Raw genomic sequence first — 23,331 nt, 5'->3', positions numbered from 1 at the left:
CGCTACGGCAAGGTCAAGACGCGACACGGGGGCCGCCCGCACCGAGTGTGCGGACGACCCCCGTCCGGGGTCAGGCCCCGGGTCGCCGGCCCGGGTGGCCGTCGCCGGGTCGGCTCAGGTGGCCGGGCTGGGGTCGGACCGCTGCTCCTCCGGCGCCTTGCGGACGTCGCGGATCTGGTACTTCTCCACCGCCTCGCGCACCTGCGCCCGGTCGACCTGCCCGCGGTCGGCCAGCGCGGCCAGCGTGCGGACGACGATGCTCTCGGCGTCCACGTGGAAGTGCCGCCGCAGCGCCGGGCGGGTGTCGGACAGGCCGAACCCGTCGGTGCCCAGGGTGGCCATGCCGCCGGGGACGAACGGCGCGATGAGGTCGGGGACCGCCTTCATCCAGTCCGACACCGCCACGACCGGGCCCTCGGCGTCCTGCAGCCGCTGGGTCACGTAGGGCACCTGCGGCTCGTCCTCCGGGTACAGCAGGTTGTGCTCGCTGACCTCGTCGGCCTGCCGCCGCAGCTCGTTCCACGACGTGACCGACCAGACGTCGGCCGACACGCCCCAGTCCTCGCGCAGCAGCTCCTGCGCCCGCAGCGCCCACGGCACCGCGACCCCGGACGCCAGCACCTGCGCCCGGAGGCCCTCGCCCTGGCCCGGGGCGTACAGGTACATGCCGGCGAGCAGGCCCTGCACGTCGAGGCCCTCGGGCTCGGCCGGCTGCTGGAACGGCTCGTTGTAGACCGTCAGGTAGTACATGACGTCGGGGCTGCGGTGCCCGCCGAGCGGCGCGCCGGGGTCCTCGCCGTACATGCGGGCCAGCGCGTCCTTGACGATGTGGCCGACCTCGTAGGAGAACGCCGGGTCGTAGGACACGACGGCGGGGTTGGTCTGCGCCAGCAGCAGCGAGTGGCCGTCCTCGTGCTGCAGGCCCTCGCCGTTGAGCGTCGTCCGGCCGGCGGTGGCCCCGAGGACGAAGCCGCGGGTCATCTGGTCGGCGGCGGCCCAGAACGAGTCGCCGGTCCGCTGGAACCCGAACATCGAGTAGAAGATGTAGATCGGGATCATCGGCTCGCCGTGCGTGGCGTACGACGTGCCGACGGCGGTGAACGACGCCGTCGAGCCCGCCTCGTTGATGCCCTCGTGCAGGATCTGGCCCTGCTCGGACTCCTTGTAGGCCAGCATCAGCTCGCGGTCGACCGAGGTGTAGCGCTGCCCGCCCGGGTTGTAGATCTTCTGCGACGGGAACAGCGAGTCCATCCCGAAGGTGCGCGCCTCGTCGGGGATGACCGGCACGAACCGCGGGCCGAGCTCCTTGTCCTTGAGCAGCTCCTTGAGCAGGCGGACGAACGCCATCGTCGTCGCCACCTCCTGCTTGCCGGAGCCGCGGCGCAGGACGTCGAGGGCCTTGTCGTCGGGCGCCTTGAGCTGCTTGAACTCCGAGCGCCGCCGCGGCACCGCGCCGCCCAGGGCCCGCCGCCGCTCGAGCATGTACTGCATCTCGTCGGAGTCCGGGTCGGGCTTGTAGTACGGCGGCAGCGTCTTGTCGAGCTGCTCGTCGGGGATGGGCAGGTAGAGCCGGTCGCGGAAGGCGGCGAGGTCCTCGGCGGTCAGCTTCTTCATCTGGTGGGTGGAGTTGCGGCCCTCGAAGTGGCTGCCCAGCGTCCAGCCCTTGATGGTCTTGGCGAGGATGACGGTCGGCTGGCCCTTGTGCTCCACCGCCGCCTTGAACGCCGCGTAGACCTTGCGGTAGTCGTGCCCGCCGCGGGAGAGGTCCCAGACCTCCTTGTCGCTCATGCCCTCGACGAGCTTGCGGGTGCGCGGGTCCCGGCCGAAGAAGTGCTCGCGGACGAACGCGCCGTCCTCGGCCTTGTAGGTCTGGTAGTCGCCGTCGGGCGTCTGGTTCATCAGGTTGACCAGGGCGCCGTCGCGGTCGGCGGCCAACAGCGGGTCCCACTCGCGACCCCAGATCACCTTGACGACGTTCCAGCCGGCGCCGCGGAAGAACGACTCCAGCTCCTGGATGACCTTGCCGTTGCCGCGCACCGGGCCGTCGAGGCGCTGCAGGTTGCAGTTGACGACGAAGGTGAGGTTGTCCAACTCCTCGCGGGCGGCCAGGCCGATGAGGCCCAGCGACTCCGGCTCGTCCATCTCGCCGTCACCGAGGAACGCCCACACGTGCTGGTCGGAGGTGTCCTTGATGCCGCGCGCCTGCAGGTAGCGGTTGAACCGCGCCTGGTAGATCGCGTTCATCGGGCCGAGGCCCATGGACACGGTGGGGAACTCCCAGAAGTCCGGCATGAGCCGCGGGTGCGGGTAGCTGGACAGGCCGCCGCCGGGGTGGCTGACCTCCTGCCGGAAGCCGTCGAGCTGCTCCTCGGTGAGCCGGCCCTCGAGGAAGGCGCGGGCGTAGATGCCGGGGGAGGCGTGGCCCTGGAACCAGATCTGGTCGCCGCCGCCGGGGTGGTCCTTGCCGCGGAAGAAGTGGTTGAAGCCCACCTCGTACAGCGACGCGGAGGAGGCGTAGGAGGAGATGTGCCCGCCGACGCCGATGCCCGGCCGCTGCGCGCGGTGCACCATGATCGCGGCGTTCCACCGGATGTAGGCGCGGATGCGCCGCTCGGTGTCCTCGTCGCCGGGGAAGTAGGGCTCCCGCTCGGGCGGGATCGTGTTGATGTAGTCGGTGCTGCGGAGGGACGGGACGCCCACCTGCTGCTCACGGCTGCGCTGCAGCATCTTCAGCATCAGGTAGCGGGCCCGCCCGCGGCCTGCGTGCTCGACGACGCTGTCGAGCGACTCCACCCACTCCTGGGTCTCGTCGGGGTCGGTGTCGACCAGCTGGCTGGGGAGTCCGTCGGTGATGACCGCGCGGGGCTGGCCGGCGTCGCGGGTGGGGTCCCCACCCTGCTGCGGTGCGCTCATGCCCCCATCGTCGCGCGTCCGGGCGGTCCGCGTCACGCCAGGCCAGCACGTCGGCGGCGTACCGCCCGGTACCGGCGGCGCGGTCCCCGCGGAACGCTTGCGCCTGACCAGGCATGCCCTACGCTCCTGCCCACGCGGACCGACGCCGTCGGCCCCGCGCGGCCGGGCACGAGAGGGGTGACATGACCAGGCAGCGGGTGACGTCCCCGCCGGTCGTGTCCGCCGTCGGCCCCGACAGACCCCCGCGTGCGCCCGACCACCGGCGCCCCGCCTGCGCCGGCCCCGGGTCGGCGGCCATCGATCCTCCGGAGGAACAGCAGGGATGAGCGTCGACTCGGGCAGCGCCGGCATGGCGGCCCGGTTGGGCATCAAGACGGGCATGGTCGTCCAGGAGCTCGGCTGGGACGAGGACGCCGACGAGGACCTGCGCGACGCGATCGTCGAGGCCTCCGGCAGCGAGATGGTCGACGAGGACACCGACGAGGTGGCCGACGTCGTCGTCCTCTGGTGGCGGGAGGACGACGGCGACCTGTTCGACGCGCTCACCGACGCCCTCACCTCGCTGGCCGACGAGGGTGTCGTCTGGCTGCTGGTCCCCAAGTCCGGGCGGCCGGGACACGTCGCGCCGGGCGACGTCACCGAGGTGGCGCCCACCGCGGGCCTGTCGCAGACCAGCAGCATCTCCGCGGCCAAGGACTGGTCGGGCATCCGGCTGGTCACGCCGAAGGCGGCGCGCTCCCGGCGCTAGGCCCCTTCCCCGGGCACGGCTCGCGTGAGGCACGATCGGGCGCATGAGCCTCTCCGTCGGCGACGTCGCACCCGACTTCAGCCTCCCCGACCAGGACCGCCAGGTGGTCTCCCTCGCCGAGCTGCGCGGGACGCCGGTGCTGGTCGTCTTCTACCCGTTCGCCTTCTCCGGCATCTGCACCGGTGAGCTGTGCCAGCTCCGCGACGAGTTGTCCACCTACACCGACGCCGGGGTGAGGGTGGTCGCCATCAGCACCGACCCCGTGTTCAGCCTCAAGGCGTTCAAGGCGCAGGAGGGCCTCGAGTTCCCGCTGCTGAGCGACTTCTGGCCGCACGGCGCCACCGCCCAGGCTTACGGCGTGTTCAACGACAAGGCCGGCATGGCCCTGCGCGGCACCTTCCTCGTCGACGCCGAGGGGAAGGTCGCCTTCGCCGAGGTGAACCAGCCCGGCGACGCGCGCGAGCAGTCGGGCTGGAAGGACGCCGTCGCGAGGATCGCGGCCTGACGTCCGGTTCCCGGACCCACCGCCCAGGGGCCCCTACCCTGGGCGGGCGGGGCGCGTAGCTCAGCGGGAGAGCTCTCGCCTTACAAGCGAGCGGTCGCAGGTTCGATCCCTGCCGCGCCCACCCACCACCTCGCCCCGTGTCGACCTGTGGTCGTCTCCGGCGGGTCGAGACGACACCAGGTCGACACGGGGCGGTGTCGAGGTGTCGAGGTGCGGCTCAGGCGGCCGCGGCGGCGCGCGGGAGCGCGGTGGGGACGTCGGGGCGCGGGAAGCAGGGGCGCAGCGCCAGCGGGGCGCGGAACGGCCGCCAGGTGCCCTCGGGCTGCGCCAGCCGGTCGGCCACCGCGTAGATGACCGCGGGGTGGTGACCCATGCCCAGGTGGCTGGCGTAGACGGCGATGTTCTCCGACTGCGGGGAGAGCCGGTCCAGGCAGGCCTGCCAGGCGACGATCCCGTCGTGGTGGGAGTAGATCGAGGTGGCCGGCACCTGCAGCGGCGTCGACTCGCTCGCCAGTGGCAGCGTGCGCCGCTCCACGTGCAGGTGCGAGTAGCGCTCGAAGACCCGGTTGGCCCGGGTCTGGCTGTCGCGCTGCAGCGCGAACGGGCTGCCGAGGGTGATCACCTGGCGCACCGAGTCGGGCGCCTTGCGGGCCAGGTCGCGGGCGAAGATGCCGCCCAGGCTCCAGCCGACCAGGCTGATCGGCCGGCCGTAGCGGTCGCTGAGGTCCTCGATGCGGCGGGTCATGCCCTCGACGCACTCGGCGGTCGGGCCGATGTTGCGGCCCAGCCGCCAGCCGTGCACGCGGTAGCCCAGCCGGCGCAGCGTGCGGCGCAGGGTGCGGGTGGAGACGTCGTCGGCCATCAGGCCGGGCAGCACGAGCACGGGGTGCCCGTCGCCGACCGGCAGGCGGGGCAGCAGCGGCCGGGCCGCGAGGTAGAGCCCGTAGTCCGCGCAGGCCCGGCCGACCTCGGTGAGGTACAGCGGCAGTCCCGGGCCCTCGTACTGGTGGTGCGACACGCTGTCCTCCTCGCCGACGGCCCCGTCGCCGTCTCCGTACCCGCCGGTACCACGGTGGCGCCCCGGCCACACCTGACCGAGGCGGCGCGCGGGGTCCTGATACGACGGGTGTGGCACGCGCCACACCCGTCGCACCGACCCCGGTGCGCGCGGGCAGGCGGGGCGCGTGCGACCGTCGGACGGCACACGCGGCGGGAGGAGCACAGGTGGAGCAGCCCGGGACGAGCAGGACCGTCGACCTCGGCGGTCCGGTGCACGTGGTCGACTACGGCGGTGCCGACGACGGCCCGGCCGTGGTGCTGGTGCACGGGCTGGGCGGCTCGCACGGCAACTGGGACCTGCTCGCCCCGCTGCTGACGCCGACGGCCCGGGTGTGGGCGCTGGACCTGCCCGGCTTCGGCCGCAGCGAGCCCGGCGGGCGGCGGACGACGGTGCAGGCCAACGTCGGCGTGCTGCGGGACTTCCTGCGCGAGGTGGTCGGCGGGCCGGCGGTCCTGGTGGGCAACTCGATGGGCGGGATGATCTCCCTGTTCACCGCCGCGGCCGAGCCCGACCGCGTCGCCGGGCTGGTGCTGCTCGACCCCGCGCTGCCGGGCGGCCGCCGCCGGCTCGACCCGCTCGTGGCGCTGACCTTCGCGCTCTACGCCGTCCCCGGCGTGGGGGAGCGGGTGCTGCGGCTGCGCCGGTCGCGGCAGACCCCGCTGACCCGGGTGCGCGCGATGCTGGAGATGGTGGGCGTCGACCCCGACGAGCTGCCCGCGCCGGTGGTCGACCGGGCGGTCACCCTGCTCGAGCAGCGGGAGGACGTCGCCGGCATGGACCGGGCGTTCCTCGCCGCGGCCCGCTCCCTGCTGGGCATCCTGGCCGACCCGCGGCACTACCGGGCGGCGATGGCCCGCGTGAGCGCGCCGGTGCTGCTGGTGCAGGGCGACCGCGACCGGCTGGTGCCGGTGGACGCCGCCCGCGACGTGGCCCGGCAGCACCCGCACTGGCGGTACGAGGAGCTGGCCGGCGTCGGGCACGTGCCGCAGCTGCAGGTGCCCGACCGCCTGGCCGCCCTCGTCCTCGCGTGGTTGCGCGAGACCGCCGTCAGCGGTTCCGCAGCTCGGTCTTGAGCACCTTCCCGCTCGGGCCCTTGGGCAGCTCGTCGATGACGAGCACCTCGCGCGGGTACTTGTAGGCCGCCAGCCGCTCCTTGCAGAACGCGACCACCTCGGCCGGCTCGGCCGACGCGCCGGGCTTGAGGCTGACGTAGGCGACGACCTCCTCGCCGAGCCGCTCGTCGGGCCGGCCGACGACGGCGGCCTCGAGGACGGCGGGGTGGGCGTGCAGCACCTCCTCGATCTCGCGCGGGTAGACGTTGAACCCGCCGCGGATGACGAGGTCCTTCTTGCGGTCGACGATGAAGAAGAAGCCGTCCTCGTCCCGGTAGCCGAGGTCGCCGGTGTGGAACCAGCCCCCGCGCATGGCCTCGGCGGTGGCCTCGGGCCGGCCCAGGTAGCCCTTCATCACGTTGTGGCCGCGCAGCACGATCTCGCCGACGTGGTCCGGGCCGGGCGGCAGCTCCCGGTCGTCGGGGTCGACGACGCGCACCTCGCAGCCCCACATCCGCTTGCCGATGGACAGCACCCGCCGCTCCTCGGCGCTGCGGTTGAACGTGGCGATCGCGCAGGTCTCCGACAGCCCGTAGCCCTCGAGCACCGTCGCGCCGTAGGCGGCCTCGAAGCCCTTGATGACCTCGCCGGGGATCGAGGCCCCGCCGGAGACGCAGACCCGCAGCGCCGAGACGTCGCGACCGGTGAGGTCGGCGTGCATCAGCGCGACGTACATCGTCGGGACGCCGCAGAAGACGGTGACCCGGTGCTGCTCCATCGCGTCGAGGACCGCGCCGACCTCGAAGCGCGGCACCAGCACCAGGGTGGCCGCCGCGCGGACGGCGCAGTTCATCACGCTGGACAGGCCGAAGACGTGGAACAGCGGCAGCACCGCCATGGCGACGTCGTCGTCGCGGTAGGCGAAGGTCTCCGCGGCCACCGAGGCCGTCGTGTAGGCCTGGAAGTGGGTGAGCTCGGCGCCCTTGGGGCGGCCGGTCGTGCCGCTGGTGTAGATGATCACCGCGGTGTCGTCGGGGGACATCTGCTCGACGTCGGCCGGGTCGGCGCCGGCGCCGGCGGCGACCAGCTCGTCGAACGGCGCGGCGTCGGCCGGGAGGGCGTCCGCCGGGGCGCCGGGGGAGGACACCACGTACACGCGCACGTCGCCGGCCTCGGCCGCGCCCTTGACCGCCTCGTCGGCGAACGCGTCGAAGGTGACCAGCAGCCGGGCGCCGCTGTCGGAGAGGTGGTAGGCCACCTCGGGCGCCTTGAGCAGCGGGTTGAGCGGCACCAGCGTCAGGCCGGCCTTGAGCGCGCCGAAGTAGGCCAGCACGAACTGCGGGACGTTGGGCAGCTGCAGCGCGACGGTGTCGCCGCGCCGCAGCCCGGCCGCCCGCAGGCCTGCGGCGACCTGCCCGGACAGCTCGTCGACCTGCCGGTAGGTCAGGCGGGCCGGGCCGAACAGCAGCATCGGCTTGTCCGGCGCGCTGAGTGCGGACTCCCGCAGGATCGTGGCGAGGTTGAAGCTCATGGCCGCTCCTGGGCTGTGACGGGCACTACACCCGGTCCAGTACCGCGGCCGTGCGGGCTCAACCCTGGTCCGCTCACCCGGTGGCCAGGCCCACCACCTCGTCCAGGCCGGCCTGCAGGTCGGCGACCAGCCCGGCGGGGTCGGTCACCGCGGCGGAGTCGACGTTGACCCCGATGCAGCACTGCCCCTCGTGCGACAGCAGCGTGACCATCGCCGCGCAGCCGGGCAGCGGGCCGAAGGGGTACATCCGGTCGATCCGCGACCCGGCGATGTAGACCGGGTGCGTCACGCCCGGCACGTTGGAGACCTGGACGTCGTTGGCGCTGGTCAGCCGCCCGGAGACGGCGCCGATGACCGGGGCGGGCAGCCAGCTCAGCGTCGGGGCGAGCAGGTCGGTGAGCACGCTGGAGCCGCTGGTGTCGCCGCGCACGGAGAGCACGAACTCGCGGATCGTGCGGATGCGGACGGCGGGGTCGGCCTCCTCCAGCGGGGCGGGGAAGCGCGCGCCGGTGAACCGGTTGCCGCCCTCGGGCGCGTCCTGGGCGCGCAGGCTGATCGGGATGCCCACGGCGAGCGTGCCCAGCGGGGCGCCGTGCCGCTGGTGGTAGCGGCGGAAGCCCCCGATCACCGCGGCGAGGAACCCGTCGTTGAGCGACCCGTCGGCGGCCTTCGCGCCGGCCTTGAGGTCGGCCAGCGGCACCTCGAGCACCTCCAGGTGCCAGTCGCCGCCCCGGGGGGTGAGCAGGGTCGAGCCGGGCCCCGGCGGGGTGAGGGTGCGCCCGGCCGAGGACACCGACCCCAGCGCGGAGGTGACCGCGTCCCAGGGCCGGGCGGCGGCGGTCAGCGCGCCGACGCCGCGGCGCAGCACCGCCAGCGGCGCCGAGCGCGCCGTCCCGACCAGCTGCTCGGTGAGCAGCGCGGTGCGCGACACGTCGTCGTCCGGCGTGGGGACCGGCGGCTCGGGGCGGGCGGGGTCGTGCTCGGCGGTGCGGCTGTGCAGCCGGCTCATCAGCTGCACCGCGCCCAGCCCGTCGGTGGTGCTGTGGTGGGTCTTGACGACGTAGCCCGCCCGCCCGTCGGACAGCCCCTCGACCAGCATCGCCTGCCACAGCGGGCGGTCGCGGTCCAGCGGCGCGGAGACGAACTCGCCGACGACGTCGAGCAGCTGGCGCACCGACCCCGGTCCCTCCAGCCGCACCCGCCGCACGTGCGCGTCGAGGTCCAGCCCGGGCACGGTCACCCAGCGCGGGGCGCCGATGCCCAGCGCCGGCTCGACGACGCGCTGGCGCATCCGCGGCACCATCCGGGAGGCCCACTCGTGCGCGGCGCGCAGCCGCTCCCAGTCCGGCGCGGGGTCGAGCAGCTCGAGCAGCGCCACGTTGGCGCGCAGCCGCGGGTCGGCCACCTCGGCGCGCCACATCGCCGTCTCCAGCGGGTTCATCTCCGGCGCGCTGCCCCAGGCCAGCGGCGGGGCGGGCACCGGGGTGCCGGTGTCGGCCGTCGGCTCCTCGGAGACCACGGGTCGCTCGGCCCGGCCCGACCAGTTGCCCAGGGTGCGCAGGTAGGAGTCGTGCACCTCGGCGACCCGCTGGTCGATCTCCTCGACGGTCCACCCGTCGGTGGGCACCGGCGGCAGCACGCGCACCTGCACCACGCCCGGGTGGATCGTCGTGGCGCCGCGCCACATCAGCTCGCCGGTGTTGCGCAGCACGATCGGCACGATCGGGACGCCGGCCTGCATGGCGACGTGGAAGGCGCCCTTCTTGAACGGGCCGAGCGTCGGGGTCGCCGAGCGGGTGCCCTCGGGGGCGATGACCAGCGAGACGCCCTCGCGCAGCCGCTCGACGGCGGGCTCCAGGGCCTTGCGTGCCTGGGCGGGGTCGCCGCGGTCCACGAAGGCGACGTCGGCCAGCCGGAAGGCCAGCCCGAAGCCCGGCGCCCGCGCCAGCTCCTTCTTGGCCACGCCGGTGAAGCCGCCGCGCAGCAGCTTGGCCAGCACGAGGACGTCGAGCTGGCTCTGGTGGTTGAACAGGAAGACGGCCGGGCGGGTGGCCAGGTGCTCGGCGCCCTGGACGTCGAGCTTGACGCCGGCCAGCGCGCTGCCGAGTTCACCCGCGAGGGTGATGCCCAGGTCGACCGCCTCGCGGCGGGAGCCGCTGAGCGCGCCGACGGCCAGGCCGGTGGCGAAGCCGCCGAACATGCCGCCGACGCCGGCCACGGTGCGGGCGACGTCGACCGGGGAGGCGCTGCCGCGGCGGCGGAAGCGGGCGATCGGCCAGGAGTTGTGGCGCGCGGCGGCGGTCAGTCCCCGGCCCGGGTTGAGCGCGCGGGCCCGGCCCACGGTGCGCAGGAAGGGGACGTCCTCGTCGCCGTTGGAGTAGGCGTAGCTCTGCAGCAGGTCGATGCCGTGCTCCGCGGCGAAGGTGCGCACCGCCTCGGCCTTGCCCCTGCGCCACAGCAGCGGGCCGCCGGGGCGGCCGGTGCAGACGCCGTCGACGATCTCCACCGGCGAGACCAGGACGTGCTCGACGCCCAGCGCGCGGGCGGCCGGCTCCACCTGGAACCGGGTGGCCGAGGAGGCCAGGACGACGGTGTGCCCGGCCTCCAGGTGGGCTGTGACCAGGCGCCACGCCTCCGGGTAGAGCGACCCGGCGATGCCCTGGACGAACAACCGCTCGCCGAGCTCGGCCAGCTCGTCCTCGGTGCGGCCGGCCCAGGCGCGCATGCCGGCCACGGTGAACCGCTCGAAGTCCTCCTCGGTGGTGACCCCGCGCAGGCCGTTGAGCAGCAGCTCGCCCATCGCGGCCGGCGTCACCTGCAGCGAGCGCAGGTGGTGGCGGGCGAAGGCGGCGAGCGAGTAGCCGTCGATGACGGTGCCGTCGAAGTCGAAGAACGCCCCGACCCGCGGGCCCGGTGGCGCCGCCTCGACGTCGGCGATGAGCTGCTCCTCGGTCCACACGCCCGAGCGCGCCATCGCCGCCGCGTGCTCGCCCAGCCCGCCGCCGGTCGCCGTCCCCTGGTCGGCCGTCACGGCTCCACCCCCACGTTCTCCCGCCGCGCCGCGGCGTCCAACTCGTCGATCACTCCTACTCGGCCCACCACGTCCCGGACTTGAGCCGCCCACTCCTGCCGCCGGCGGGCCAGGTCCTCCCGGCCGGGGTCGACCAGGTCGAGGTTGGCGGCCAGCTGCAGGGCGCTGGAGAACAGTTCGCGGGACAGCGACTCCGGCCCGTGCAGGCGGCCCTGCAGCAGCATCTGCTGCCCGACGCCGCCGCACTCGGCGAGGAAGTCGGCCTGCACCACCGGCGTGCGGGGGTCGCGGGCGGCCAGCCGCTCGGCCACCACCAGCTGCGCGTCGACGAAGGACCGCAGCACCCGGTGGGCCAGCAGCAGCGGCGCCCGGCACAGCACCTCGCGGCCGTCGGCGGTCTCCCACTGCGGGTCCAGTAGCGCCAGCTCCTCGGCCAGCCGCTCGCGGTAGGCGTCGCGCTCGGGGAAGAAGAACTCGAACTTCAGCTGGTCGCGCAGCCGGAAGGCCTCCTCCCAGCGGTCGACCGGGTCGCGCAGCAGCACCAGCTCGGCGATGGCCCGGTCGACGACGTGGTGGATGGCGCTGTTGCGGTAGAAGGCGGCGACCAGGTGCTGGCCGCGCTCGATGGCGTAGACCGGCTCCTCGCCGCCCTCGTAGGCGGTGACCACGCCCTGCTGGGCCAGGGCCGTGAGCACCCGCCGCACGCCGCTGCTCGTCCGCAGCGCCGTGCCGGAGTGCGGCCGGCCCTGCTCGGTGAGGTAGTCGAGCAGCGGCTCGAGCACCCGCTGCACCTGGGCCAGGGTGAGGGCCCGGTCGCGGACGCCGAGCAGCGCCAGCGTGACCAGCGCCGTCGCCGTCGCCGGGGTGACCGCGTTGATGCCGACGGCGACCTGGAAGGCCACCTTCTGCAGCGTCAGCCGGCGCGCGTCGGGGTCGGCGGGGTCGGCGCCGCTGCGCAGCGCCGCGGCCAGCGACAGCGGCTCGGCGAACCCGACGTGCACCGTGCCCAGCGGCGTGCGCACCTGCTCGCGGACGTAGGAGGCCATCCACGACAGTCCCTCGCCGCGCTTGGCCGCCCCGCCCTGCTCGGCGGCCATGCTCGACACCTCGCGCAGCTGGTCGTAGGTGATCGAGACGGGGACGACGTAGACGTCCTCGACCCGGCCCCGCTCGACGGCGTCGGCCACGAAGCGCAGCAGCCCGTGCCGGGGCGGGCGGAGCTTGCCCGTCCGCGAGCGGCCGCCCTCCATGTACCACTCGAGGTTGAACCGCTTGGCCAGCAGGAACGCGAAGTACTCCCGGACGGCGAGCTTGTAGACCTGGTCGTCGCCGAAGCTGCGGCGGATGAACACCAGCCCGGCGCGCTTGGCCAGCGCCCCGACCGGCCAGAAGTCGAGGTTCTCCCCGCCGAGGACGTGGTTGCGCGGGAAGTCGTGCTGCGCCAGGACGTCGGCGAGCACGAGCGGGTCGACGTAGGAGCGGTGGCTGGGCAGGAACACCAGCGGGTGCCGCCGGTTGAGCTCGCGCAGGCCGGCCAGCCGGGCGGTGTCGGCCTGCACGTCCCAGGCGCGGGCGTGCACCGGCCGCAGCAGGCCGGTGAACAGCTCGACGGCGACCGGGTCCATGGCGGCGGCCAGGCCGTGCAGGTCCCGGACGGCCTCGGCGAGCAACTCCTCCTCGGGCCGGTCGAGCTGCGCGGCGAGCGCGGCCACCTCCCGGCGGAACTCGGGGCTGTGCTCGATCGCCTCGGCGACCTGGCGCGGCACCTTGGCCCGGTCGCCGACCACCGAGCGCTCGGCCCGGTCGAGGGCCAGCGCGGCCTGGTGGGCGACGAAGCCGGCCAGCGTGCCGCTGCCGTCCCACCGGCCCGCCAGCTCGCCGACGGTGGCGGGCTCGGCGACCACCACGCGCGCCCGGTCGGGGTCGCGGCGCAGCGCGGCGGCCTGCAGGGGAGCCGGCGGCCGGCGGCGCAGCGAGGGGCGGGCGTCGTGCAGCCGCCCGCGCGCCGACCGGCCCGGGCGGGACGCGGACGGGCGCCGGGGCGTCCAGGCCACCCGCACCGCGGTCACCACGGTGTCGGGGGAGGCGGTCGCCAGCGGCCCGGCCAGGGCCGTGCCGCTCAGCGGCAGCACGGTGACGGCGTCGCCGCCGGGGACCGCGTCGGCGACCAGCCGGCGCTCCACGTCACTGCTGACGTCGGTCAGCACGATGCGGGGGACGGCGGTGTCCACCACCTCGGTCATGCGCACCTCTCCTCGGGACGGTCCGGCGGGGTCGCCGTGGCGCCGGCGCGGAGCGGCGGCGAGGGCAGCCTGCCGCTCCGCGTCCGGCCGCGGTAGCCCCGGGTCACCCCGAGCGCAGCGTCGCGCGCAGCGCCTCCAGCCCGCTGTAGCGCGGCGTCCAGCCCAGCTGCTCGCGGGCCTTGGTGGTGTCCATGATCGCCGGGTGGCTGGCGGCCTCCACCCACTCGGCCACCGGCGGCAGGAACGGCAGGCGCGACACCGCGCGGGCGGCCAGCTGCGCGGGGCCGGCGGGCAGCGGCAGCGGCAGCGCGCCGTACTCGCGGGCGACGTCGGCGACGGTGAGCACGCCGTCGCCGGCGATGTTGTAGGCCCCGGGCGGCCCGGCCGCCACGACGCAGCGCAGTAGCGCCTGGCCGACGTCGTCCTCGTGGACGACCTGCAGCGGCAGGGCCGGCACCGCCACCGGCACCGGCACCGGCAGCCGCCGGGTGCTCTGCTCGGCCAGCCACCGACCCAGCGGGGCGAGCGGGCCGGGCAGCAGGTCCTTGGCGCCGACGGTGTGCGGCCCGAGCACGACCGGGGGCCGCAGCAGGTAGAGGTCGAGCTCCGGGTGGGCCTGCGCCTCGGCCTGCAGCAGCTGCTCGAGCTCGGCCTTCTCCTGGGCGTAGAACAGCCGCGACGCCGGCCGCACCGGCCACTCCTCGGTCATCCCGATCGGGTTGTCGGGGTGGAACCCGTAGGCGGCGAGCGAGGAGGCGTAGACGAACCGGCGGGCGCCGGCGGCGGCCGCGGCCCGGAAGGCGTTGAGCGTGCCGTCGACGTTGATCGCCCGGGTGGTGTCGCGCGAGGCGTTGCCGGTGATGAGGAACGCCAGGTGCACCACGACGTCGGCGCCGGCGAAGGCCTCCCGCAGTGCGTCGGCGTCGCGCACGTCGCCCTGGCGGTAGGTCATCTTCGTCCAGCCGCGCGCGGCCGGGTCGAAGGGCCGGCGGGCCGTGCCGACGACGCGGCCGATGCGGTCGTCGGCCTGCAGCAGCGGCACCAGGCCCTCGCCGAAGGTGCCGGTGGGGCCGGTGACGGCGACGGTCAGGTCGGTCTCGGGAGCGGTCACCCGCGTCCCGCTACCCGGCGTCCCGCGCGGTGAACCGGGCCACCGGGCGGGACGCCGGGACGCTCAGCGGGCGGCTGTCGCGGGCTGCTCGGCGGCCAGCGCGACGAGCTCGTCGACGCCGCGGCGGATGCCCTCGGAGAGCACGTCGACGTCGGGGAAGGCGTCGAAGTCGGCGTTGATCCCGAAGGTCATCGAGTTGAGGTAGCTGAAGATGCCGATGGAGATGCGGGTGCCGCCGGCGATGGGCACGTAGGGGTGCGCCGAGACCATCCGCCGGCCCAGCAGGTACAGCGGAACCCGCGGCCCGGGCACGTTGGTGGTCACCGCCTGGCACCACGTCTGGCCGGCCTGCATCGACGCCCGGACGCCGAGGGCCAGCAGGGTCGGGGCCATGAAGTCGCCCATCGCGATGATCGAGCGGGCGTCGACGGCCTGCATCGTCCGCTTGTGCTCGTCCATCTGCCGGCGGATGGCGGCCAGCCGCTCGCGCGGGTCGGCCTGGCCCACCGGCAGGTCGACGAAGACCGCCGTCACCCGGTTGTCCAGGGAGCCGCGCTCACCCGCCTGGCGCACCGAGATCGGCACCATCGTGCGGACGACGGTGTCGGCGCCCAGCGCCCCGCGGCCCGTGAGCAGGTCGCGGAAGCCGCGGGTGATCGCGGTGAGGACGACGTCGTTGACCGTGCCGCCGAGCGCCGTGCGGGCGGCCTTGAACTCGGCGAACTCCGCGTCGGCCCAGGCCCACCGCCGGTGCGGGCCGATCGGGCCGGTGAGCGTGCGCGCCGTCGGGGTGAGCGCCTGCCGGGCCAGCGCGGGCAGCGCCGAGGCGGCCGCCCGGGCGCTGCTGAGCAGGCCCTTGGCGCCCCCGGTGACCGCGCCGGGGCCGGCGGTGAGCTGGCGCAGCGGCGCGGTGACGGTCTCGGTGAGCGCGCCGGCGACCAGGCCGGCGCCCGAGGGGCCGCGCTGCGGCGTCCAGTCGCGCGGCGCGGCGTGCTCGGCGTTCGGGTCGAGGTCGAACATCACCTGCATCAGGTCGGTGCCGGCGATGCCGTCGACCATGCAGTGGTGGACCTTGGAGATGATCGCCCAGCGGTCGTCCTCCAGGCCCTCGACCAGCCACACCTCCCACAGCGGCTTGGCCATGTCCAGCCGCTGGCCGAGCACCCGGCCGGCGAGGTTGCGCAGCTGCTCCGGCCCACCCGGCTTCGGCACGGCGGTGTGCCGCACGTGGTAGAGGATCTGGAAGTGCGGGTCGTCGACCCACACCGGCCGGCCCAGGTTGAGCGGCACCTCCCGGACGCGCTGCCGGTAGCGCGGGACGAGGGGCATCTTGCTCAGCAGCAGCCGCACCAGGTCGCCGTAGGAGGGGGCCGGTCCCTCGAACACGGCCACGGACCCCACGTGCAGCGGGGCGTCCTCGCTCTCGGCGTAGTAGAAGCCGGCATCGGTGGCGCTCAGGCGGTCCACGGTCACTCCTCGCTCTTCGAGACGGTGTCGTCCGGTTGCTCTGTCCCGCCGGACCGTCGTCGCAACACGGTCGGGTGGTGCGGCAGACGCCAGGCGTGCCGCCGGTCAGCCTGCCCGCCGGGCGGTGTCCGGGCCAGTCGCCGCCACCCGGTCGAGCAGCTCGACCAGGGCGCCGTCGACGACCGCGGTGCGGGTGAGGTTCACGCTGTGCCCGGCGCCGGGGACGACGACCAGCGTGCACCGCTCGCCGATCTCCGCGGCCAGCGCGCGACCGTGCGCGGCCGGGGTCAGCCGGTCGTACTGCGCGGCGACGACGGTGCACGGGACCCGGCCCAGCACCGGCAGCGACGCGGTCTCGTCGTGGTCGAGGAAGGTGCCGTAGAAGGCGAGGGTCACCGTCAGCGGGGTCTCCTCGAGCATGGCCTGAACGACCCGCACCGCCTCGCGCGTGGCGTCGTCGCGGCCGAACAGGTAGCGGCGGGTGAACCGGCGCCCGAGCCAGGTGCCGCGGCGGCGCCACCGCTCCAGCGCGGGGGCCAGCAGCCGCAGCCACCACAGGTAGAGCCCCAGCAGGTGCAGCCGGCGCATCAGCTTCACCGCCGCGCCGAGGGGCCCGCCGGCGACCAGGCCGCCGGCGGAGGTGGCCAGCAGGAAGGCGCCGACGACGCGGCTGCCGAACAGGTCGGGCCGCTGCCGGGCGAACGCCATGATCGTCATGCCGCCCATCGAGTGCCCGGCCAGCACGACCGGCCGCCCCGCGGGGACGACGGCGTCGAGCACCTGGCCGAGGTCGCGGGCGGTGCGGTCGATGGTCGCCGTCCGCGGGTCGGCCCAGCTCGACCGGCCGTGGCCGCGGTGGTCCCACAGCACCAGCCGGGCGCGGTCGCGGATCGCCTGGCGCTGCAGCTCGAACTCGCCCAGGCGGGCGGTGAACCCGTGGCAGAAGACCACGGTGACCGGCGCGTCCTCGGGGCCGTCGGTCTCCACGTGCAGGTCGACGCCGTCGTCGGTGCGGACGGTGCGCGAGCCCGGCGGCGGGGGACCGTCGACGCCCGGGACGACCGGGACGGTGGGCGGGACGGGGGCGGGACGGGAGCGGCGTGGCACCGGTCCATGACAGCGCAGCTCCCGTGCAGCGGCGACTCAGCCGCCCGGCGCGGCGGTCTCGGGGCGGCGTCCGGGCGCGGCGTCGCGGACCAGCCGGCGGGCGGCGTCGACCTCGCGTGCCACCGGGGCGAGCACGCCGTCGGCGAGGATCTCGGCGTCGTCGGGCGGCCGGTGCGCCGCGACGTCGTCGGCCAGCTCGCGGACCGCCCGCCGCAGCACGGCCACCTGTGCCGGGTCGGGCTCCGGCTCCCCGCCGCGGACGGCGATGACCGCCTCGGTGACCGCGTCGGCCGACCGCTCCAGCTGGACGATGACCGGCCACCACGCGCCGGCCCGCGTGCTGATCGGCGGCGGCTCGGCCAGCCGGCGCTGCAGCTGGGTGTGCAGCTCGGTGAGCGCCCGGTACGCGCGGCGGCGGGCCCGGCGCCGGCCGGCGGGGTCGCCGCCGAACGCGGCGCCGACGAAGTCGTCGAGGGCCAGCGCGGCCGCCCGCAGCGCCTCGTCGAGCGGTGCGCGCCAGGTCTGCGGCCACAGCAGGTAGCCGGCGACGAGCACGATGGCGCAGCCGATGAGCGTGTCGACCAGCCGGGCGCCGACCAGGCCCGGCCCGCCGGGGACGGCGAGGTCGAGCAGCAGGATGATCACCGGCGTCTGGAACACCGAGAACAGCCCGAAGTTCGCCCCGCGCGCCCACGGCAGCAGCCCCGCGGCGAGGGCCAGGGCGGCCACCACCCAGGCCGGTCCCGGCAGCACCGACAGCAGCAGCGAGCCGATGAGGACGCCGAGCAGCGTGCCCGCGCCGCGCTGGACGGCGCGGGTGAAGACCGAGCCGAAGTCGGGCTTGAGCACGATGGCCACGGTGAGCAGCACCCAGTAGGGCCGCTCGATGGGCAGCAGCTGCCGGGCGACCTCGGCGATCGACATGCAGAGGACCAGCCGGACGGCGAACTCGCGGGTGTCCGAACTGCCCAGGGTGCGGTCGGCGAGGTCGCGGAGGCGGTCGCGCCAGGGGAGGCGGGGCGGCGCGACCGCGGCGCCGGCCCGCTCCTCGGGGTCGCCGACGACCGCCCACGCCAGCCGGACGCCGTGGCGCACCGCGCGGCGGACCGCGGGGCCCTCCTCCAGCGCGGCGGGCCGCTCGGCGGGCAGCTCGCGGGTGCCGGTGACCGCGGCGGCCAGCGCGTGCACCGCCGTCACGTCGTGGGGGTCGGCCTGCACGCCGGTGCGGGCGGCGGCGACCGCGGCCTCGACCAGCGGCGCGGCCGCGTTGAGCACCCCGGCCAGCTCTGAGAGCTGCCGGTTGCGGCCGGCGGCGAGGCTGCGGGTGCGGATCACCCGGTCGTAGGCGGCGTTGAGCGCGGTGGTCAGGTCACGGCGGGCGTCGTCGGTCCGCGCGGTGCCGACGGCGGTGAGCAGCCCGGCGATGCGGGTGAACACCGCCGCGACCGAGGCGCGGTCGGGGTCGCTGGGCTCGGTGGCGGCCTGCACGAGGGTGGCGAGGGTGGCCCAGGCGGCGCCGGCGAAGAAGCAGGCCACCTCGGCCGCCTGCGACAGCGGGGTGAGCAGGCCCGAGGCGAGCGCGGTGTAGACGAGCAGCTGCAGCGCGCCCAGGGACATCGCCGAGTTGACCGCGCTGATGACGGCGGCCGCGGCCGACAGCGCGGCGACCACCACCACCGGCAGCCACCCGCCGCCGGCGGCGTACTGCCCGGCGACCAGGCCGACCGCGCCGAAGCCCACCGCGGCGGCGGTGCGGCGCAGCCGGTCGCGCAGCGGGCCCGCCTGAGGGGCGAGGCTGGCCGCCAGCGCGCCGGTGGTGCCGAAGACGCCGGCGCCGAGCGCGGTGCCGCCGCCGGCGACCAGGGCCACGGCCAGCGGCGCCGGCACCACCAGGGCGAACCGGACGACGTCGCGCCACGGCACCGGTGGGGGAGTGGTGCGGACCAGCTCCTCGAGCCACGCCGGCGCCCGCAGGGCCCTCTCCGCCACGCTCCCGAGCCTGCCACCCGCACCCGCGGGGGGCCCGCGACGATCAGGTCACCTGATCATCGAGTGTCCCACCCGACCGTGGGCGGTCAGGTAGGACGCGCTGCGGTGCGGTGGGACGCGCTGAAGTGGGGTGGGACGCGCGGCGGTGCGGCCGGCGTATCAGGCGACGAGGGGCGGCCTCTGGTCGGTCAGGAGCCGCCCCGGGGAGGGGCGGCGCGACCGGGAGGTACCGATGACCGTCCCCACCAGCGGCGAGGACGGCACCGCCGTCGTCGTCGGCGCGAGCATGGCCGGCCTGCTGGCGGCCCGAGTCCTCGCCGAGCACGTCGGCCGGGTCGTGGTGCTCGACCGCGACACGCTGCCCGAGGACGCCGTCGCGCGCGGCGGCGCCCCGCAGTCCGCCCACGCGCACGGGCTGCTCGCGCGCGGCCGGCGGGCCCTGGAGGAGCTGCTGCCGGGGTTGACCGCGGACCTCGTCGCGCGCGGCGCGGTCCCCGGCGACATGCAGGCGGACTTCCGCTGGATCAGCCAGGGGCGGCCGATGGCCGCCGCCACGTCGGGGCTCGAGGGCCTGATGGTGAGCCGGCCGCTGCTCGAGCGCGAGGTGCGCCGCCGTGTCCTGGCCGACCCGCGGATCAGTGTCCGTGCGCGGGTCGACGTCCGGTCCCTGGTGCACGACGCCTCGGGCCGGGTGACCGGCGTCGCGGGGCTGGACCGGGACGACCCCGCCGGCGACGGGCTCCGCCGGTGGGACGCCGACCTCGTCGTCGACGCCTCCGGGCGGCAGTCCTGCGCGCCGGAGTGGCTGGCCGCGGCGGGCTTCCAGCCGCCGGAGGAGGAGCGGGTCGAGGTGGACGTCGCCTACGCCACGCGCCACTACCGCCGAGAGCCCGGCCACCTCGACGGGGACCTCGGGATCGCCCTGGCCGGCACGCCGGACAACCCGCGGGGCGGCGTGCTGCTCGCCCAGGAGGGGGACCGCTGGGTCTGCGGGCTCGGCGGGATCCTGGGGGACCGGCCGCCGCTGGACCCCGCCGGATTCGAGGCCTACGCGGCGAGCCTGCCCTCGCCGGCCCTGTACGAGGTCATCCGCTGCGCCGTGCCCCTCGACGCGCCGCGGCGCTTCCGGTTCCCGGCGTCGGTGCGCCGGCGCTACGAGCGGCTGGCGCGGTCGCCGCGGGGGCTGCTGGTCACCGGCGACGCCGTCTGCAGCTTCAACCCCGTCTACGGGCAGGGGATGGCCGTGGCCGCGCTGGAGGCACTCGCCCTGCGCGACGTCCTCCGCGGTGGGCTGGACCGGCCCTCGCTGGCCCAGGACTTCTGGCGGGCCTGCGCGCCGGTCGTCGACGTCCCGTGGCAGATCGCGGCCGGTGGGGACCGGCGCTTCCCCGGCGTCCCCGGGCCGGTGGACCGGCGCACGCGGCTGCTCAACGGCTACGTCGCCCGGGTGCAGCGCGCGGCCGCCGTCGACCCCGCGGTCGGGACGGCGTTCCTGCGGGTGGCCAACCTCGAGGCGCCGCCGCCCAGCCTGGTGGCGCCGTCGGTGCTGGCCCGCGTCGTGCGCGCGTCGCGTCGCGTGCCGGCGGTGCCCCGGCCCCGGGTGCCGGCGGTCGCCTGAGGACCAGGTCCCCTGATCACCGGGGCCCGCGGGGTGTGCACGCAGCGCGGACCGGGAGCCTCTCGATCCGCGCCGCGGGCACGGGCCACCTAGGGTCGGCGGCCGTGACCGCCACCCTCGGCGAGGTCGTCGCCGCCCTCGAGGCCCGCTACGACCCAGCGCTGGCCGAGAGCTGGGACGCCGTCGGGCTGGTCTGCGGGGACCCGGCCGAACCGGTCGAGCGGGTGCTCGTCGCCGTCGACCCGGTCGCCGCCGTCGTCGACGAGGCGGTCGAGCGCGGCGCGCAGCTCCTGGTCACCCACCACCCGCTGTTCCTCACCGCGGTGCACGGCGTGCCCGCCGACGACCCCAAGGGGCGGCTGGTGCACCGGCTGGTCCGCGCGGGGTGCGGGCTGTTCGTGGCGCACACCAACGCCGACCGGGCCGCGGAGGTGGGCGTCAACGACGCGCTGGCCGCCGCCCTCGGGCTGCGGGACACCCGGCCGCTGGAGCCGGTCGCCCCCGGCTCGCCGCAGGGGCTGGGCCGGGTCGGCACGCCGGCCGAACCCACGACGCTGGCCGCCTTCGCCGCGCACGCCGCGGCCGTGCTGCCGGCGACGGCGGGCGGCGTCCGGGCCGCCGGCGACCCGGACCGGCCGGTGCGCACGGTCGCCGTGTGCGGCGGCAGCGGCGGCTCGCTGCTTCCCGCGGCGGCGGCCGCCGGCGCCGACGTCCTCCTGACGAGTGACCTGCGCCACCACCCGGTGTCCGAGGCGCTCGAGGACGGGGGTCCGGCGCTGTGTGACGTGGCACACTTCGCCTCCGAGTGGCCCTGGGTGCCGGTGGCGGCGGAGGTGCTGGTCACCGACCTGTCCGGCAGGGTGGACGCGGCCGTCTCGCGACGGCGCACCGACCCGTGGACGGTGCACACGGGGAGGAACGGGGAGCCGGCCGCGCACGCGGCGGGCTGAGGTCCGGGGTGCGGCCCCGGGAGGAGGAGGCCGGCGATGGCCAGCTCGTCGAGATCACCCGCGGACGGGCCGGCGCGGGGCGGGACGCCCGTGCGCAGCGACCGCAGCCCGTGGAACTGGCTGCTGCTCGTGCCGATCGTGGTGCCGCTGATCGTGCCGCTGTACAACCACCTCGAGCCGTCGCTGTTCGGCTGGCCGCTGTTCTACTGGCTGCAGCTGGCCTTCGTCCCCCTCGGGGTCCTGACCACCGTCCTCGTGTACCGGGCGACCCGGCGCAGCCCGGAGGAGCGGGCCGCCGCCCGCGCCGCCGTCGAGCGCGACGCCGCCCGGCCCACCGTCACCCGGGACCAGGAGCGCTGAGCCGTGGACGGGGTCAACGTCGTCGAGCTGACGATCGTCATCGTGCTGTTCCTCGTCGTCACCGTGATGGGGTTCGTCGCCTCCCGCTGGCGGCGCGCGGAGAGCCTCATGCACCTCGACGAGTGGGGCCTGGGCGGCCGCAGCTTCGGCACCTGGATCACCTGGTTCCTGCTCGGCGGTGACCTCTACACCGCCTACACCTTCGTCGCCGTGCCCGCGCTCGTGTTCGGTGCCGGCGCGGCCGGGTTCTTCGCCGTCCCCTACACGGTCGTGATCTACCCGCTGGTGTTCCTGGTGGTGATCCGGCTGTGGTCGGTCAGCCACGTGCGCGGGTTCGTCACGCCGGCCGACTTCGTGCGCGCCCGGTTCGACTCGCCGGTGATGGCGCTGCTGGTCGCGCTCACCGGCATCGTCGCGACGATGCCCTACATCGCCCTCCAGCTGGTGGGCATCGAGGCGATCCTCAAGGCGATGGGCGTCGAGGGCGAGCTGCCGCTCGTCGTCGCGTTCGTCATCCTGGCGCTCTACACCTACAACTCGGGGCTGCGGGCCCCGGCGCTCATCGCGTTCGTCAAGGACACGCTGATCTACCTCACGATCATCGTCGCGGTCATCGTCATCCCGACGAAGCTGGGCGGCTGGGACGCGATCTTCGGCGCGGCCGAGGAGAAGTTCTCCGCCGGCACCGGGGCGGGTGTCCTGCTCCCGGCCACCGGCCAGCTGGGCTACGCCACGCTGGCGCTGGGGTCGGCGCTCGCGCTGTTCCTCTACCCGCACTCGATCACCGGCGTGCTGGCGGCCAGCAACCGCGACGTGCTCAAGCGCAACATGAGCGCCCTGCCGGTCTACAGCCTCGCGCTGGGGTTCATCGCGCTGCTGGGCTTCATGGCCATCGCCGCAGGCGTCACGCCGATCGGCGAGGACGGCAACACGATCGTCCCGGTGCTGTTCCAGGAGATGTTCCCGAGCTGGTTCGCCGGCATCGCCTTCGCCGCCATCGGCATCGGCGCGCTGGTGCCCGCGGCGATCATGTCCATCGCGGCGGCCAACCTGTTCACCCGCAACATCTACAAGGAGTTCCTCAAGCGGGACGCGACCCCGCGGCAGGAGGCCCAGGTCGCCAAGGTCACCTCGCTGGTGGTCAAGGTCGGCGCGGTCGCGGCGATCCTGTTCATCGACCCGCAGTTCTCCATCGACCTGCAGCTGATCGGCGGCGTGATCATCCTGCAGACGCTCCCGGCGGTCGCGCTCGGTCTCTACACGCGGTGGCTGCACCGCGGCGCGCTCATCGCCGGCTGGGTGGCCGGCATGGCCGCGGGCCTGCTGATGCTCTACAACATCCAGCGGCTCGGGCCGGACGGCAGCGTCGTCCGAGAGCACTTCGGCGGGTCGTCGTTCGCGCTGGCCAAGCTCGGCCTGGACGTGCAGTCCAGCGTCTACGCCGGTTTCCTGGCGCTGCTGGTCAACCTCGTCGTCACCGTGCTGGTGACCGCGGCGCTGCGCGCGGCGAAGGTGCCCGACGGCGTCGACGGGACGGCGGAGGCCGACTACACCGCCGAGCGCGAGGACCCGACCTTCCGCGACCTGCCCGACCCGCTGGAGTCCGCCCCGCCGGGGACGGGAGACGCCGGCGCCCGCAGGTAGGT

16 protein-coding genes and 1 tRNA gene are annotated in these 23,331 nt (G+C 75.4%); 8 read left to right on the top strand and 9 right to left on the bottom strand.

Annotated elements, in window-relative coordinates; genetic code table 11:
* Window positions 1-114: 114 nt before the first annotated feature.
* Window positions 115-2,913: a pyruvate dehydrogenase (acetyl-transferring), homodimeric type gene (aceE, locus tag BLQ97_RS13585; RefSeq protein WP_091366562.1), complete on the bottom strand. Its 2,799-nt coding sequence runs from the start codon at window positions 2,911-2,913 to the stop codon at window positions 115-117.
* A 322-nt stretch (window positions 2,914-3,235) separates the two neighbouring features.
* Here aceE and BLQ97_RS13580 point away from each other — a divergent pair, with 322 nt between their 5' ends.
* The 3 genes from BLQ97_RS13580 to BLQ97_RS13570 all read left to right on the top strand — a co-directional run bounded on the left by BLQ97_RS13580 (window position 3,236) and on the right by BLQ97_RS13570 (window position 4,287).
* Window positions 3,236-3,661 (top strand): DUF3052 domain-containing protein, encoded by a 426-nt coding sequence (locus tag BLQ97_RS13580; RefSeq protein ID WP_091366560.1) that lies wholly within the window; start codon window positions 3,236-3,238, stop codon window positions 3,659-3,661.
* A gap of 43 nt (window positions 3,662-3,704) precedes the next feature.
* The gene (locus tag BLQ97_RS13575) at window positions 3,705-4,166 is read left to right on the top strand and encodes a peroxiredoxin (RefSeq protein ID WP_091366558.1); all 462 of its coding nucleotides are present in this window, start codon (window positions 3,705-3,707) and stop codon (window positions 4,164-4,166) included.
* Between the two features lie 49 nt (window positions 4,167-4,215).
* A tRNA-Val gene (locus BLQ97_RS13570) sits at window positions 4,216-4,287 on the top strand.
* Between the two features lie 96 nt (window positions 4,288-4,383).
* Here the strand turns inward: BLQ97_RS13570 and BLQ97_RS13565 are convergent.
* Window positions 4,384-5,184 carry an alpha/beta fold hydrolase gene (locus tag BLQ97_RS13565; RefSeq protein ID WP_175471736.1) on the bottom strand — a complete coding sequence of 267 codons (801 nt, stop codon included), beginning with the start codon at window positions 5,182-5,184 and terminating at the stop codon, window positions 4,384-4,386.
* 206 nt (window positions 5,185-5,390) lie between these two features.
* On the opposite strand from BLQ97_RS13565, the gene BLQ97_RS13560 reads away from it, so the two are divergent.
* The gene (locus BLQ97_RS13560) at window positions 5,391-6,299 is read left to right on the top strand and encodes an alpha/beta fold hydrolase (protein WP_245692168.1); all 909 of its coding nucleotides are present in this window, start codon (window positions 5,391-5,393) and stop codon (window positions 6,297-6,299) included.
* On the opposite strand, the gene BLQ97_RS13555 is transcribed toward BLQ97_RS13560, so the two are convergent.
* The 7 genes from BLQ97_RS13555 to BLQ97_RS24240 all read right to left on the bottom strand — a co-directional run bounded on the left by BLQ97_RS13555 (window position 6,274) and on the right by BLQ97_RS24240 (window position 18,757).
* A complete protein-coding gene (locus BLQ97_RS13555; protein WP_091366556.1) occupies window positions 6,274-7,809 on the bottom strand; it encodes a long-chain-fatty-acid--CoA ligase in 1,536 nt (511 codons plus the stop codon). The two genes, BLQ97_RS13560 and BLQ97_RS13555, sit on opposite strands and share 26 nt — an antisense overlap.
* 73 nt (window positions 7,810-7,882) lie before the next feature.
* A complete protein-coding gene (locus tag BLQ97_RS13550; protein WP_091366554.1) occupies window positions 7,883-10,840 on the bottom strand; it encodes a wax ester/triacylglycerol synthase family O-acyltransferase in 2,958 nt (985 codons plus the stop codon).
* Window positions 10,837-13,083, bottom strand: coding sequence for a glycerol-3-phosphate 1-O-acyltransferase (locus tag BLQ97_RS13545; protein WP_091366553.1), 2,247 nt, complete (start codon window positions 13,081-13,083; stop codon window positions 10,837-10,839). Before BLQ97_RS13545 ends, BLQ97_RS13550 begins: the two co-directional genes overlap by 4 nt.
* Window positions 13,084-13,186: 103 nt before the next feature.
* Entirely contained in the window at window positions 13,187-14,194 is a 1,008-nt protein-coding gene (locus tag BLQ97_RS13540; RefSeq protein ID WP_091366552.1) for an NAD-dependent epimerase/dehydratase family protein, read from the bottom strand.
* Between the two features lie 63 nt (window positions 14,195-14,257).
* Window positions 14,258-15,661 carry a WS/DGAT/MGAT family O-acyltransferase gene (locus tag BLQ97_RS13535; protein WP_091366551.1) on the bottom strand — a complete coding sequence of 468 codons (1,404 nt, stop codon included), beginning with the start codon at window positions 15,659-15,661 and terminating at the stop codon, window positions 14,258-14,260.
* 105 nt (window positions 15,662-15,766) lie between these two features.
* A complete protein-coding gene (locus BLQ97_RS13530) occupies window positions 15,767-16,768 on the bottom strand; it encodes an alpha/beta fold hydrolase (protein ID WP_091366550.1) in 1,002 nt (333 codons plus the stop codon).
* 36 nt (window positions 16,769-16,804) lie between these two features.
* On the bottom strand, window positions 16,805-18,757 hold the full coding sequence (locus BLQ97_RS24240; protein ID WP_091366548.1) for an FUSC family protein: 1,953 nt from the start codon (window positions 18,755-18,757) through the stop codon (window positions 16,805-16,807).
* Window positions 18,758-18,989: 232 nt separating this feature from the next.
* Here BLQ97_RS24240 and BLQ97_RS13520 point away from each other — a divergent pair, with 232 nt between their 5' ends.
* From BLQ97_RS13520 to mctP, 4 genes are all read left to right on the top strand, one after another.
* A complete protein-coding gene (locus tag BLQ97_RS13520; RefSeq protein WP_091366546.1) occupies window positions 18,990-20,375 on the top strand; it encodes an FAD-dependent oxidoreductase in 1,386 nt (461 codons plus the stop codon).
* 104 nt (window positions 20,376-20,479) lie between these two features.
* Window positions 20,480-21,325 (top strand): Nif3-like dinuclear metal center hexameric protein, encoded by an 846-nt coding sequence (locus BLQ97_RS13515; protein ID WP_091366544.1) that lies wholly within the window; start codon window positions 20,480-20,482, stop codon window positions 21,323-21,325.
* A 36-nt stretch (window positions 21,326-21,361) separates the two neighbouring features.
* Window positions 21,362-21,685 carry a DUF3311 domain-containing protein gene (locus tag BLQ97_RS13510; RefSeq protein WP_091366542.1) on the top strand — a complete coding sequence of 108 codons (324 nt, stop codon included), beginning with the start codon at window positions 21,362-21,364 and terminating at the stop codon, window positions 21,683-21,685.
* Window positions 21,686-21,688: 3 nt separating this feature from the next.
* The gene (gene mctP / locus BLQ97_RS13505) at window positions 21,689-23,329 is read left to right on the top strand and encodes a monocarboxylate uptake permease MctP (protein WP_091366540.1); all 1,641 of its coding nucleotides are present in this window, start codon (window positions 21,689-21,691) and stop codon (window positions 23,327-23,329) included.
* The last annotated feature ends 2 nt before the right edge of the window (window positions 23,330-23,331 follow it).

The sequence above is a fragment of the Geodermatophilus telluris genome, assembly GCF_900102745.1.
Classification (GTDB): domain Bacteria; phylum Actinomycetota; class Actinomycetes; order Mycobacteriales; family Geodermatophilaceae; genus Geodermatophilus; species Geodermatophilus telluris.
This window is presented reverse-complemented; position numbering and strand designations above follow the sequence as displayed.

Coding starts and splice junctions, on each gene's coding strand:
- BLQ97_RS13510 (WP_091366542.1), top strand. CDS start 21,362: ATGGCCAGCTCGTCGAGATCACCCGCGGACGGGCCGGCGCGGGGCGGG.
- BLQ97_RS13580 (WP_091366560.1), top strand. CDS start 3,236: ATGAGCGTCGACTCGGGCAGCGCCGGCATGGCGGCCCGGTTGGGCATC.
- BLQ97_RS13520 (WP_091366546.1), top strand. CDS start 18,990: ATGACCGTCCCCACCAGCGGCGAGGACGGCACCGCCGTCGTCGTCGGC.
- aceE (WP_091366562.1), bottom strand. CDS start 2,913: ATGAGCGCACCGCAGCAGGGTGGGGACCCCACCCGCGACGCCGGCCAG.
- BLQ97_RS13555 (WP_091366556.1), bottom strand. CDS start 7,809: ATGAGCTTCAACCTCGCCACGATCCTGCGGGAGTCCGCACTCAGCGCG.
- BLQ97_RS13545 (WP_091366553.1), bottom strand. CDS start 13,083: ATGACCGAGGTGGTGGACACCGCCGTCCCCCGCATCGTGCTGACCGAC.
- BLQ97_RS13575 (WP_091366558.1), top strand. CDS start 3,705: ATGAGCCTCTCCGTCGGCGACGTCGCACCCGACTTCAGCCTCCCCGAC.